The 13,077-nt window shown below is 64.5% G+C and carries 12 protein-coding genes; 8 read left to right on the top strand and 4 right to left on the bottom strand.

The window, feature by feature from the left end:
• Positions 1-75: 75 nt before the first annotated feature.
• Positions 76-1,569 (top strand): aldehyde dehydrogenase, encoded by a 1,494-nt coding sequence (locus ABX298_RS09960; RefSeq protein ID WP_013974786.1) that lies wholly within the window; start codon positions 76-78, stop codon positions 1,567-1,569.
• 140 nt (positions 1,570-1,709) lie between these two features.
• Positions 1,710-2,849 carry an MFS transporter gene (locus ABX298_RS09955; protein WP_367394358.1) on the top strand — a complete coding sequence of 380 codons (1,140 nt, stop codon included), beginning with the start codon at positions 1,710-1,712 and terminating at the stop codon, positions 2,847-2,849.
• Positions 2,850-2,969: 120 nt separating this feature from the next.
• Here the strand turns inward: ABX298_RS09955 and ABX298_RS09950 are convergent, their stop codons facing one another.
• Together ABX298_RS09950 and ABX298_RS09945 are read right to left on the bottom strand one after the other, a co-directional pair.
• The gene (locus tag ABX298_RS09950) at positions 2,970-4,526 is read right to left on the bottom strand and encodes a phospholipase D family protein (protein WP_317408887.1); all 1,557 of its coding nucleotides are present in this window, start codon (positions 4,524-4,526) and stop codon (positions 2,970-2,972) included.
• Positions 4,527-4,586: 60 nt separating this feature from the next.
• Positions 4,587-6,017, bottom strand: a complete 1,431-nt coding sequence (locus tag ABX298_RS09945) for a PLP-dependent aminotransferase family protein (protein WP_170929250.1) — start codon at positions 6,015-6,017, stop codon at positions 4,587-4,589.
• A 178-nt stretch (positions 6,018-6,195) separates the two neighbouring features.
• Here ABX298_RS09945 and ABX298_RS09940 point away from each other — a divergent pair, with 178 nt between their 5' ends.
• On the top strand, positions 6,196-6,426 hold the full coding sequence (locus ABX298_RS09940; protein ID WP_085615949.1) for a DUF1127 domain-containing protein: 231 nt from the start codon (positions 6,196-6,198) through the stop codon (positions 6,424-6,426).
• 144 nt (positions 6,427-6,570) lie between these two features.
• Here the strand turns inward: ABX298_RS09940 and ABX298_RS09935 are convergent, their stop codons facing one another.
• Positions 6,571-7,863 (bottom strand): NAD(P)/FAD-dependent oxidoreductase, encoded by a 1,293-nt coding sequence (locus tag ABX298_RS09935; protein ID WP_367394357.1) that lies wholly within the window; start codon positions 7,861-7,863, stop codon positions 6,571-6,573.
• A gap of 199 nt (positions 7,864-8,062) precedes the next feature.
• Between ABX298_RS09935 and ABX298_RS09930 the strand changes: the two genes are divergently transcribed.
• Positions 8,063-8,416: a YkgJ family cysteine cluster protein gene (locus ABX298_RS09930; RefSeq protein ID WP_367394356.1), complete on the top strand. Its 354-nt coding sequence runs from the start codon at positions 8,063-8,065 to the stop codon at positions 8,414-8,416.
• 2 nt (positions 8,417-8,418) lie between these two features.
• Here the strand turns inward: ABX298_RS09930 and dadR are convergent, their stop codons facing one another.
• Positions 8,419-8,907 carry a transcriptional regulator DadR gene (gene dadR, locus ABX298_RS09925; protein WP_003258963.1) on the bottom strand — a complete coding sequence of 163 codons (489 nt, stop codon included), beginning with the start codon at positions 8,905-8,907 and terminating at the stop codon, positions 8,419-8,421.
• 156 nt (positions 8,908-9,063) lie between these two features.
• Between dadR and dadA the strand changes: the two genes are divergently transcribed.
• The 4 genes from dadA to ABX298_RS09905 all read left to right on the top strand — a co-directional run bounded on the left by dadA (position 9,064) and on the right by ABX298_RS09905 (position 12,805).
• The gene (dadA, locus tag ABX298_RS09920) at positions 9,064-10,368 is read left to right on the top strand and encodes a D-amino acid dehydrogenase (protein ID WP_013974779.1); all 1,305 of its coding nucleotides are present in this window, start codon (positions 9,064-9,066) and stop codon (positions 10,366-10,368) included.
• Between the two features lie 146 nt (positions 10,369-10,514).
• Positions 10,515-11,588, top strand: a complete 1,074-nt coding sequence (alr, locus tag ABX298_RS09915; protein WP_025341100.1) for an alanine racemase — start codon at positions 10,515-10,517, stop codon at positions 11,586-11,588.
• A 109-nt stretch (positions 11,589-11,697) separates the two neighbouring features.
• Complete coding sequence (locus ABX298_RS09910) at positions 11,698-12,246, top strand: cupin domain-containing protein (RefSeq protein WP_013974777.1); 549 nt, start codon at positions 11,698-11,700, stop codon at positions 12,244-12,246.
• 154 nt (positions 12,247-12,400) lie between these two features.
• Complete coding sequence (locus ABX298_RS09905; protein WP_038408395.1) at positions 12,401-12,805, top strand: cytochrome c5 family protein; 405 nt, start codon at positions 12,401-12,403, stop codon at positions 12,803-12,805.
• The last annotated feature ends 272 nt before the right edge of the window (positions 12,806-13,077 follow it).

Raw genomic sequence — 13,077 nt, 5'->3', positions numbered from 1 at the left:
CGCTTGGGCAGAATTCTGACAACGCCTGTGAGTCCTCAGTGCGGCGTTGCACCTATACAAGAGGAGGAGTTTCGTATGACCACCCTGACTCGTGCGGACTGGGAACAACGTGCCCAGCAACTGAAGATCGAAGGCCGTGCCTTCATCAACGGCGAATACACCGATGCCGCATCCGGTGAAACCTTCGAGTGCCTGAGCCCGGTCGACGGACGCTTCCTGGCCAAGGTTGCCAGCTGCGACCTGGCCGATGCCAACCGCGCTGTGGAAAACGCCCGTGCCACCTTCAACTCCGGCGTGTGGTCGCAGCTGGCCCCGGCCAAGCGCAAGGCCAAGCTGATCCGCTTCGCCGACCTGCTGCGCAAGAACGTCGAAGAGCTGGCGCTGCTGGAAACCCTGGACATGGGCAAGCCGATCGGCGACTCCTCCAGCATCGACGTACCTGGCGCGGCCAATGCCATTCACTGGACTGCCGAAGCCATCGACAAGGTCTACGACGAAGTCGCCCCGACCCCGCATGACCAGCTCGGCCTGGTCACCCGCGAAGCGGTGGGTGTGGTCGGTGCCATCGTACCGTGGAACTTCCCGCTGCTGATGGCCTGCTGGAAGCTCGGCCCGGCCCTGGCCACCGGTAACTCGGTAGTGCTCAAGCCGTCCGAAAAATCGCCGCTGACTGCCATTCGCATTGCCCAGTTGGCCATCGAAGCCGGTATCCCGGCTGGCGTGCTGAACGTGCTGCCAGGCTACGGCCACACCGTGGGCAAGGCCCTGGCCCTGCACATGGACGTCGACACCCTGGTATTCACCGGTTCGACCAAGATCGCCAAGCAGCTGATGGTTTACGCGGGCGAATCGAACATGAAGCGCATCTGGCTGGAAGCCGGTGGCAAGAGCCCGAACATTGTCTTCGCTGACGCTCCGGACCTGCAAGCTGCCGCCGAAGCTGCCGCCAGCGCCATCGCCTTCAACCAGGGCGAAGTGTGCACCGCCGGCTCGCGCCTGCTGGTCGAGCGTTCGATCAAGGACAAGTTCCTGCCGATGGTGGTCGAGGCCCTGAAAGGCTGGAAGCCAGGCAACCCGCTGGACCCACAGACCACTGTCGGTGCCCTGGTCGATACCCAGCAGATGAACACCGTGCTGTCGTACATCGAGGCTGGCCACAAGGACGGCGCCAAGCTGCTGGCCGGCGGCAAGCGCACGCTGGAAGAAACCGGTGGCACTTATGTCGAGCCGACCATCTTCGACGGCGTGACCAACGCCATGAAGATCGCCCAGGAAGAAATCTTCGGCCCGGTGTTGTCGGTGATCGCCTTCGATACCGCCGAAGAAGCCGTCGCCATTGCGAACGACACGCCGTATGGCCTGGCCGCTGGCATCTGGACCTCGGACATCTCCAAGGCCCACAAGACCGCCCGTGCCGTGCGCGCTGGCAGCGTCTGGGTCAACCAGTACGACGGCGGCGACATGACCGCGCCGTTCGGTGGCTTCAAGCAGTCGGGCAACGGCCGTGACAAGTCGCTGCATGCGCTGGAGAAGTACACAGAGCTGAAGGCGACCTGGATCAAGTTGTAATCCCGGGGCCGCCTAGCGGCCCATTCGCGGGTAAACCCGCTCCCACAGGTACTGCACCGCTCTCAAGGGCGGTGGTGTACCTGTGGGAGCGGGTTTACCCGCGAATGGGCCATGGAAAATTCTTGGCCTGGGAGGCTGCAATGCGTTGGGGTACCTACTTCGCCGTACTGGCATCGGTGCTAAGCGTCGGGCTGGCACTCGGCGTGAGCATGCCGCTGGTATCCCTGCGCCTGGAGGCCTGGGGCTACGGCAGCTTCGCCATCGGCGTGATGGCTGCAATGCCGGCGCTGGGCGTGCTGGTAGGTGCCAGCCTGGCCAGCCGCCTGGCCGGCTGGGTCGGCGTGCCCTCGGCCATGCGCCTGTGCCTGTGGGGCGGGGCGCTGTCGATCGGCCTGGTCGCACTGCTGCCCAGCTACCCGCTGTGGCTGCTGTTGCGATTGCTGATCGGTATGTCGCTGACCGTGGTGTTCATACTCGGCGAAAGCTGGATCAACCAGCTGGTGGTCGAGCAATGGCGCGGCCGCTTGGTGGCGCTGTATGGCAGCAGCTATGCCCTCAGCCAGCTGGCCGGGCCGCTGGTGCTGGGCTTTCTCGGCTCGGATGACGACTTCGGCTTCTGGGCCGCCACCGGCCTGCTGCTGGTGGCGCCGCTGATTCTTCTGGGCCGTGGCGGGGCACCCAGCACAGAGGCCTGCAGCGTCACCTTCGGCGACCTGTTCGCCTTCTGCCGACGCTTGCCGGTGATCGCCTGGGCCATTGCCCTGTTTGCCTCGTTCGAGGCAATGATCCTGACCTTGTTGCCGGTGTATTGCCTGCAACAGGGCTTCAGCACCGAAATCGCCCTGTTCATGGTCAGTACCGTGGTGGTGGGCGATGCGGTGCTGCAACTGCCCATCGGTGCGCTGGCCGACCATATGTCGCGGCGCGCTCTGTTTACCGGCTGTGCGGTGACCCTGCTGGTATCCAGCCTGGCGATTCCGTTGCTGCTGCATACAGCGGCGATCTGGCCGCTGTGGGTGCTGTTCGGGGCCAGTGCGGGGGGCTTGTTCACCTTGTCGCTGGTGCTGATTGGTGAGCGCTACCGGGATGATGCGCTGGTGCGGGCCAACGCCCATGTGGCGCAGCTGTGGGGTATTGGCTGCCTGCTCGGGCCGCTGCTGGCCGGGGCAGGCAGCCAGTGGATCAGCGGGCATGCGTTGCCGTTGCTGATGGCGGCGGGGGCTGCGGGGTTGGTGGTGTTGACCCGGCGGCGCGGGGCCTTCGAGCCTGCCTCTGCCTGATGGTACTTTGGGGCCGCTTTGCGGCCCATCGCCGGCAAGCCAGCTCCCACAGGTTCTCCATAGGCCTTGAATGCTGTGCAGTCCCTGTGGGAGCTGGCTTGCCGGCGATGAGGCCATCAGCTACAGCATCTTCTCCAAGCCTACCGCCTTGCTGATCCAGGCATTGAACCGCCGCCACATCCCGCCCGGTTCGGATGTGAGCATGCGCCGCCTGCCATTTTCCTCGGTCACCCACACCATCTGGTTACCCACCAGCGTCGGCTGATAGCTCAAGGCCGGGGCCATGCCCTGTACCGCCAGTGCGCGGGTGTACTCGGCCAGCTCCGGGCTGTCCACCAGCACTCCGACCTCGGTATTCCACAACACCGAACGCGGGTCGAAGTTGAACGAGCCGATGAAGGTCTTGCGCCGGTCGAACACGATCGCCTTGCTGTGCAGGCTCGAGTCCGAGCTGCCATGGAAGCTCACGCGGTGCTGCGCGCTGGGGTCGCCGGGTTGGCGGCGCAGCTCGTACAGCTGCACGCCATGCTCCAGCAGCGCCCGCCGATACGGCGCATAGCCGCCATGCACCGCCGGCACGTCGGTGGCTTCCAGCGAGTTGGTCAGCAGTTTGACCGAGATACCCGCGTCGGCGCTGTGGGTCAGGTACAGCAGGCCGGACTCGCCGGGTACGAAATACGCCGATACCAGGATCAGCTCGTGTTGCACCTTGCTCAAGTCAGGGGCCAGTTGCTGGGTCAGCAGCAGTTGCGGGTCCGGTTCGTCATCGGCCAGCACCTTGCTCGGCGCATCCCATAGCGCCTGGGCATGGGCCCAGATAAGCTCGTTGCGCCACACATCCAGGCGCGGCTGCGACTGGTAGGCCATCAAGCGGTCATACAGGGCTTTGCGCTGGGTCCTGGCTTCGGCGAGTGAAATTTCCAGGCGGTGGCGGCTGGCGCGCAGGTCGCTGGCATCCGGGTCGCGCCAGAGAAAGTCGGTAATCGGCCGGCTCAGGGCGCTGTTCCAGTACTGGTCGAAGCTGTGGCCGAGCTGTTCGGCCACCGGGCCGACGCCCAGCAAGTCGATGTCGGTGAAGTTGAGGTTGGGTTCGGCATCGAAATACTCATCGCCCAGGTTGCGCCCGCCGACGATGGCCATGCTGTTGTCCACCAGGAACAATTTGTTGTGCATGCGTCGGTGCTGGCGCGACAGATTGAACAGGCGGCCCACTGCGCGCGTCACGCCGGTGCTGCGGCCCAGGTGCAGCGGGTTGAAAACGCGTATCTGAATGTTCGGGTGGGCATCGAGGGTGCCCATGATGACGTCCAGGCCGTCGCTGGTGGTGTCGTCGAGCAGGATGCGCACGCGCACGCCACGGTCGGCGGCGCGCAGCAGTTCATGCACCAGGGCGCGGGTGCTGAGGCCATCGTGGACGATGTAGTACTGCAAGTCGATGCTCGCCTGGGCGTTGCGGATCAGTTCGGCGCGGGCGCGGAACGCCTCGTTGCTGTTGGGCAGCAGGCGAAAGCCCGAGCGGCCGCCGTAGGGAGCGGCCTGGCGCAGAACCGAACGGCCGAAGGCCGAGTCGTTGGCAGGTAGCGCCTGGCTGGTTTCGCGGGGCGTGCCGACGCTGGCGCAGCCGGCAAGGCCGAGCAGTAGCACCAGCAGCAGAGGCAGGGCTCGCTGGAGTCTCAAGGGTGGATCGTCCTGTGCAGCAAAGGCTTGATAGGTTGGACCGTGGTGGGCGGCGCAAAGTTACGCGCCGGCGCTTTCTTCATCCAGTAGACGAAGGGCGGTTTCACCAACCTTGCGCACGGCGGCTTCGATCTGCGGCGTCGGCCGCGCGGCGAAGTTCATGCGCAGGCAGTGGCGGAATTTGCCCGAGGCCGAGAAGATGCTGCCCACGGCAACCTGTACGTCCTGCTCCAGTAAAGCCCGGTTCAGGCGCAGCGTATCGAAATGTTCGGGTAATTCCACCCACAACATGAAGCCACCTTGCGGCCGGCTGACCCGGGTGCCCGCCGGGAAGTAGCGGGTCACCCAGTCGCTCATCAGGTCGCGGCCACGCTGGTACTGGCTGCGCATGCGCCGCACGTGGGGTTGGTAGTGCCCGCCGGCGATGAAGTCGGCAATGGCCAACTGCGGCTGGCTGGCCGTGCTGCCGGTGCTGATGTACTTCATGTGCAGCACCCGCTCCAGGTAACGACCGGGCGCCACCCAGCCTATCCGCAGGCCGGGGGCGAGGGTCTTGGAGAACGAACTGCAAAGCAGCACGCGGCCGTCGTCGTCAAACGACTTGAGGGTGCGTGGGCGCGGGTAGGTGTAGGCCAGGTCGCCGTACACATCATCTTCGAGGATCGCCACGTCGTAGCGCTGGGCCAGGCTCAGCAGGGCCTTCTTGCGGGCCTCGGGCATGATGTAGCCGAGCGGGTTGTTGCAGCTGGGGGTGATCTGGATGAGCTTGATCGGCCACTGCTCCAGGGCCAGCTCCAGTGCTTCCAGACTGATACCGGTGACCGGGTCGGTGGGGATTTCCAGGGCTTTCATGCCCAGGCCCTTGAGGGTCTGCATGGCGCCGTGGAAGCTGGGGGAGTCGACCGCGACGATATCGCCCGGCTCGCACACCGCGCGAATGCTGCATGACAGCGCCTCATGGCAGCCGGTGGTTATCACCAGGTCGCCCGGGCCCAGGCGGCAGCCGGAGTCGAGCGTCAGCCGGGCCACCTGTTCGCGCAGGGCCAGGTTGCCGTGGATGTTGTCGTAGTACAGGCCGGGCATGTCCTGCCGCCGGCTCAGCTGGGCGAGGCTGCGCAGCAGTGGCTTGAGGGTGGGGCTGTCGATGTCGGGCATGCCGCGGCCGAGCTGGATTACGCCCTGGCGTGGGGTGCTGCGTACCAGTTCCAGCACCTGCTCCCATTGCGAGATGTCTACCGGGCGCTGGGCCGGGCGGCTGACGGCGGGCAGGGCTGGCAGGTGGCGGTGGTCGTTGACGAAGTAGCCGGACTTGGGCCGGGGCGAAACCATGCCGCTGTCTTCCAGCATGCGGTAGGCCTGCTGCACGGTGCTCAAGCTGACCCCGTGCTCCACACTCAGGGCGCGCACTGACGGCAGGCGCTGGCCGGGGCGGTAGAGGCCCTGTTCAATGCGCGCACCGAGCAGCTCGGCGAGGTTCAGGTAAAGGGTCACGGCATACTCCTTCGCTGCAATAACGTGGCGACCGGTACAGTTGCGCCGAAAATACAGCATTCAGTCGGCCTGCGGCCAATTCTGTATGGGAATAATAAGGCTGTATTGGATCTGTATTGCCGGTGCTGTCGACGCGCATGCTTTCACCACGGTATCAACTGAACGAGAGGATGCGGTGATGGGTGGCATGAGCGATGTGCGCTTGCAACTGTTGGCCAAGGAACTGGAAGCCGGGCAGCAAGCCAAGGTGTTCAACGCGCCGGAAGGGTTGGGGCGTTGGGGGCTGATGCTGCATCGCTGGCACACCCGCAGGGCGCTGCTGCAGTTGACCGATGACGAGTTGCGCGATGTCGGGCTGAGCTGGGAGCAGGCCCGGACCGAGGGGCGTAAGCCCTTCTGGAAAGATTGATGCGATCGTTGTGGGAGCGGCCTTGTGTCGCGAAAGGGCCGCACAGCGGCCCCAGGATATTTGCATCGCTGCATGAATTGCCGGGGCTGCTTCGCAGCCCTTTCGCGACGCAAGGCCGCTCCCACAAGGGGCAGTGCGCAGCTTTCAGATCAGCTCTTTCAGACGATGCCACAGCATCCCCAACGCCAGCAGCGGCGAGCGCAGGTGCTGGCCGCCGGGGAAGGTGATGTGCGGCACCTTGGCAAACAGGTCGAACCGCCCGCTTTCCTGGCCGCTGATGGCTTCGCCGAGCAGGCGCGCAGCCAGGTGGGTGGCGTTGAGCCCATGGCCGGAGTAGGCCTGGGCGTAATACACGTTCGGCTGGCTGGCCAGGCGGCCAACCTGTGGCAGGCGGTTGGCGCCGATGCCGATCATGCCACCCCACTGGTAGTCGATGCGCACGTCGGCCAGTTGCGGGAAAACCTTGAGCATCTTTGGCCGCATGTAGGCGGCGATGTCCTTCGGGTCGCGGCCTGAATAGTGGCAGGCACCGCCGAACAACAGGCGCTGGTCGGTGGACAGGCGGTAATAGTCCAGTGCCACCCGCTGGTCACACACCGCCATGTTCTGCGGCAGCAGCGAACGGGCACGTTCTTCGCCCAGCGGCTCGGTGGCGATGATGTAGCTGCCGGCTGGCAGCACCTTGCCGCCCAGTTCGCGGTTGAGGTCGTTGTGGTAGGCGTTGCAGCACAGCACCAGAGTCTTGGCGCGTACCCGGCCCTGGGCCGTGTGTACCTGTACTTCCGGGCCGTAGTCGATGCGTGTGACCTCGGACTGCTCGAACAGCTTCACGCCCAGGCGGCTGGCCACGGCAGCCTCACCCAGTGCCAGGTTTAGCGGGTGCAGGTGCCCGGAGCCCATGTCGACCAGCCCGCCGACATAGCAGTCAGCGCCGACGACGCTGTGGATATCGTCCTTGCCGACCAGGCGCAGTTCATGTACGTAGCCGAGGCTGCGCAGTTCTTCAGCATCCTCCGCAAAGCCCAGCAGTTCGGCGGGTTTGTTGGCCAGGTCGCAATAACCCCAGGTCAGGTCGCAAGCGATGGCATGCCTTTCGACCCGCTCGCGGACGATCTGCACGGCTTCCAGGCCCATCAGTTTCAGGCTGCGCACGCCTTCCTCGCCGATGACCGGGAGGAATTGTTCCAGGCCATGGCCGACGCCACGAATCAGTTGCCCACCATTGCGCCCGCTGGCGCCCCAACCGAGCTTGCGCGCTTCCAGCAGGATGACCGAGAAGCCGCGTTCGGCCAGTTCGATGGCGGTGTTCAGGCCCGAATAGCCGCCGCCGACGATGCACACGTCGGCGCTGCGCTCGCCTTGCAGGAAGGAGTGGTCGGGGTGTGGCGCGCTGCTGGCGGCGTAATAGGAGGCGGCGTGCTGCGCGCTGTGGATCATTGGGCAGGTCCTGAGGCTGGTGGGCTGAGGGGGAGGAGGATAAGCCGGGGCTTTGGGGAGGGGCAACCGGCCTCATCGCCGGCAAGCCAGCTCCCACAGGGTCCGCGTGGCACATGAGACCGGCGGTGTACCTGTGGGAGCCGGCTTGCCGGCGATTGGCCCTATAATCCAACTTCAGCTCTCAAACTTGTACCTTGCCATGTCCTGCAACCGCCACAAGATCCACTTCCTGCGCGAACTCATCCCTTCCTTCAAGTGCGAGCCCGGCTGCCACGACTGCTGCGGCCCGGTCACCACTTCGGCGGAAGAAATGGCCCGCCTGCCGCGCAAGTCCCAGGCCGAGCAGGAAGCCGCCCTGGAGCGCCTGGACTGTGTGCATCTGGGCCCCAACGGCTGCACGGTGTATGAAGAGCGCCCGATGATCTGCCGCCTGTTCGGCACCACCCCGCGCCTGGCCTGCCCGCGTGGCCGTGGCCCTGAACAGATGATCGAGCCCGCTGCCGAGCAGTTGGTCCACCAGTTCATTGCCACCACCCGCCAGGTGCTGGTCTGACTTCAGTCCGGGATCGGCAGGCAAAGGCTCTCCTTCACCTCTTCCATCACGATGTAGCTCTTCGATTCGCGCACGTGCGGCAGCTTCAGCAGGATGTCGCCGAGCAGCTTGCGGTACGAGGCCATCTCGGAAATACGCGCCTTCACCAGGTAGTCGAAGTCGCCTGAAACCAGGTGGCATTCCAGTACGTGGGGCAGTTTCAGCACCGCGCGGCGGAACTCCTCGAAGGTGTCGCCCGATTTGTAGTCGAGGCTGATTTCCACGAACACCAGCAGGCTGCCCTTGAGGTGCTGTGGGTTCAGGCGGGCGTTGTAGCCCATGATGATGCCCTCGCGCTCCAGGCGGCGGACCCGCTCGGTGCAAGGGGTGGTGGAAAGCCCAACTTTCTCGCCCAGTTCGGTGAAGGAAATACGCCCGTCATTCTGCAGGATACGCAGGATGTTACGGTCGATCTTGTCCAGTTCACGCTTGCTCTGGTGCTGGGTTCTCATAGGGGATGCCCCTCCGTGAAAGGCGATTTTGCCGAGAATTCTCGCCAATAATAGGCTTTTATATAGTGAATTGCACTGCCTTCAAATTCCTATACTGCGCGCATTCATGCCATTTCAATAAAAGTCTGCGGCGCGCCGCGTGCGAGGGATAAAACGATGCGAGTTCTGGTACTTGGTAGCGGTGTGATCGGAACCGCCAGTGCCTACTATCTGGCCCGGCAAGGTTTCGAAGTAACGGTGGTCGATCGCCAGCCGGCGGTGGCCATGGAAACCAGCTTTGCCAACGCAGGCCAGATCTCGCCCGGCTATGCCTCGCCCTGGGCCGCCCCAGGCGTGCCGCTGAAGGCCATCAAATGGCTGCTGGAGCGCCACGCGCCCTTGGCCATCAAGCTCACCGGCGACGTCGACCAGTACCTGTGGATGGCACAGATGCTGCGCAACTGCACCGCCAGCCGTTACGCGGTGAACAAGGAGCGCATGGTGCGCCTGTCCGAGTACAGCCGTGACTGCCTCGACGAACTGCGCGCCGAAACCGGCATCGCCTACGAAAACCGCAGCCTGGGCACCACCCAGCTGTTCCGTACCCAGGCCCAGGTGGATGCCGCGGCCAAGGACATTGCCGTGCTGGAGCAGTCCGGCGTGCCTTACGAGCTGCTCGACCGCGACGGCATTGCCCGCGTCGAGCCGGCCCTGGCTGGCGTCAAAGACATCCTGGCCGGCGCCCTGCGCCTGCCAAACGACCAGACTGGCGACTGCCAGCTGTTCACCACCAAGCTTGCCGAAATGGCCGTGAAGCTGGGCGTGGAGTTCCGCTTCGGCCAGGACATCCAGCGCCTGGACTTCGCGGGTGACCGCATCAATGGCGTGTGGATCGACGGCAAGCTGGAAACCGCCGACCGTTACGTGCTGGCGCTGGGCAGCTACTCGCCGCAGATGCTCAAGCCGCTGGGCATCAAGGCCCCGGTGTACCCGCTGAAGGGCTACTCGCTGACCGTGCCGATCACCAACGCCGACATGGCCCCGACCTCGACCATTCTCGATGAGACCTACAAGGTCGCCATTACCCGTTTCGATAACCGTATCCGCGTCGGCGGCATGGCTGAAATTGCCGGTTTTGACCTGTCGCTGAACCCGCGTCGGCGCGAAACGCTGGAGATGATCGTCAACGACCTTTATCCTCGCGGCGGTGATCTGAGCCAGGCCAGCTTCTGGACCGGCCTGCGCCCGGCGACCCCGGACGGCACGCCGATCGTCGGCGCCACGGCGTTCCGCAACCTGTTCCTGAACACCGGTCACGGTACCTTGGGCTGGACCATGGCGTGCGGCTCCGGTCGCCTGCTGGCCGACCTGATTGCGCGCAAGAAGCCGCAGATCAGTGCCGAAGGCCTGGACATTTCCCGTTATGGCAACAGCCCGGAAGTGGCCAAGCACGGGCAGACTGCGCCGGCTCACCAGCAGTAATAGCCTGCACCGGCCTCTTCGCGGCTAAAGCCGCTCCCACAGGGATCGCATGTGCTTGGGCATTGTGCGGTCCCCTGTGGGAGCGGCTTTAGCCGCGAAGAACCCAACACCGTTTCCAACCTGTGAACCACCATAAGGCAGCCGCCATGCGTCCCGCCCGCGCCCTGATCGACCTCCAGGCCCTGCGCCACAACTACCGTCTGGCCCGTGAACTGACCGGTGCCAAAGCCCTCGCCGTGATCAAGGCCGACGCCTACGGCCACGGCGCCGTGCGCTGTGCCCTGGCCCTGGAGGCCGAAGCCGACGGCTTTGCCGTGGCCTGCATCGAAGAAGCGCTGGAGCTGCGCGCCGCCGGTATCAAGGCCCCGGTGCTGCTGCTGGAAGGCTTCTTCGAAGCCAGCGAACTGGCCCTGATCGCCGAACACGACCTGTGGTGCGTGGTGCACTCGCTGTGGCAACTGGAAGCGATCGAAAAGACCCAGCTGCACAAGCCGCTCACCGTCTGGCTCAAGCTCGACAGCGGCATGCACCGCGTCGGCCTGCACCCCAAGGACTACCACGAGGCCTACCAGCGCCTGCTGGCCAGCGGCAAGGTCGCGCGCATCGTGCTGATGAGCCACTTCGCTCGCGCCGACGAACTGGATGCCGACGCTACCGCCCAGCAGATCGCCGTGTTCGAGGCCGCTCGCCAGGGCCTGGCCGCCGAGTGCAGCCTGCGCAACTCCCCCGGTGTGCTGGGCTGGCCGCAGGCCCCCAGCGACTGGGTGCGCCCGGGCCTGATGCTGTACGGTGCCACACCGTTCGAAGTGGCCCAGGCCGAGGCCGAGCGCCTGCAACCGGTGATGACCCTGCAATCGCGGGTGATCAGCGTGCGCGAGCTGCCTGCCGGCGAGCCGGTGGGCTACGGCGCCAAGTTCGTCAGCCCACGGCCAACCCGCGTTGGTGTGGTTGCCATGGGCTATGCCGATGGCTACCCGCGCCAGGCGCCCAACGGTACCCCGGTGCTGGTCGCCGGCAAGCGCACCCAACTGATCGGCCGGGTGTCGATGGACATGCTCAGCATCGACTTGACCGATGTGCCGGAAGCCACCGTCGGCAGCCCCGTCGAACTGTGGGGCAAGCATGTGCTGGCCAGTGAAGTGGCTGCGCACGCGGGTACCATTCCGTACCAGATTTTCTGCAACCTGAAGCGGGTACCTCGGGACTACGTCGGCGAATGACACGCTGAAGCGGACAGGTTGAGGGGCGGTGTGTTGTAAATACTGAACGGCATTGCCATGATATCGTTCACATCCACCCCTCTTTCCACCGTTTCAGGAGGCTCCAGCTTTGGACGTCGGCGAACGACTGCAAGCCATCCGCAAGCTCAAGGGCCTGTCCCAGCGTGAACTCGCCAAGCGTGCCGGCGTGACCAACAGCACCATCTCGATGATCGAGAAGAACAGCGTGAGCCCGTCGATCAGCTCGCTGCGCAAGGTGCTGAGCGGCATTCCCATGTCCATGGTCGAGTTCTTCTCGGTCGAACTGGAACCTGAAAGCCCCACGCAGATCGTCTACAAGGCCCATGAGCTGATCGATATCTCCGACGGTGCGGTGACCATGAAGCTGGTCGGCAAGTCGCACCCCAACCGTGCCATCGCCTTTCTCACCGAGGTGTATCCACCGGGTGCCGACACGGGGGCCGAAATGCTTACCCATGACGGCGAAGAAACCGGCATCCTGCTCGAAGGCCGCCTGGAGCTGGTGGTCGGCAACGAGATCTTCATCCTTGAAGAGGGCGACAGCTACTACTTCGAAAGCACCCGCCCGCACCGCTTTCGCAACCCGTTCGACCGCCCGGCGCGGCTGATCAGTGCGGCGACGCCTTCAAACTTTTGATCCAGCGCAGTGCATTGATTCGGCAATACCCCTTTCCTGTGTGGGGTCGTTTCACGGCCTCTGGGTTCCCGCTATACTTTTCAACGCTCGCCGATCCGTGGCCGCGAGCGTGATTAGCCACCATGAGGGTGTTCGCGTGAACCAAATCAAGAAGATGCTGGCCGTACCAGCAGCCGTATTCGCCCTCTGGGCAATGAGCGCAACCGCTGCGACCAATGATGACATCGCCAAGCGCCTGGAGCCGGTTGGCCAGGTGTGCGTCCAGGGCCAAGAGTGCAAAGGCATGGAAGTGGCCGCCGCCGCAGGTGGCGGTGGTGCCAAGACGCCGGACGAGATCATCGCCAAGCACTGCAATGCCTGCCATGGCTCCGGCCTGCTCGGCGCACCGAAGATTGGCGATACCGCGGCGTGGAAGGAACGCGCCGACCACCAGGGCGGCCTGGACGGCATCCTGGCCAAGGCCATTACCGGCATCAACGCCATGCCACCGAAAGGCACCTGCGCGGACTGCTCGGATGACGACCTGAAAGGGGCGATCAAGAAGATGTCCGGGTTGTGAGAAACAGCTGAATTGCATGAGGCCCGCCATTGATGGCGGGCTTTGTTTTTGTGGTGCCTGTGCCGGCCCTTTCGCGGTTAAAGCCGCTCCCACAGGTACAGTGCAGGCTTCAAGGGCTGTGGGGACCCTGTGGGAACTCGCAGGTACAGCACAGGACTCAAGGGCGGTGAGGTCTCTGTGGGAGCGGCTTTAGCCGCGAAAGGGCCGGCACAGGCAACCAACCCACCAAAGCCCATGTCCAACCCCTGAACCCATGGATGTCTCAGGAGGCC

Source organism: Pseudomonas sp. X4, assembly GCF_040784925.1.
Classification (GTDB): Bacteria; Pseudomonadota; Gammaproteobacteria; order Pseudomonadales; family Pseudomonadaceae; genus Aquipseudomonas; species Aquipseudomonas putida_Z.
This window is presented reverse-complemented; position numbering and strand designations above follow the sequence as displayed.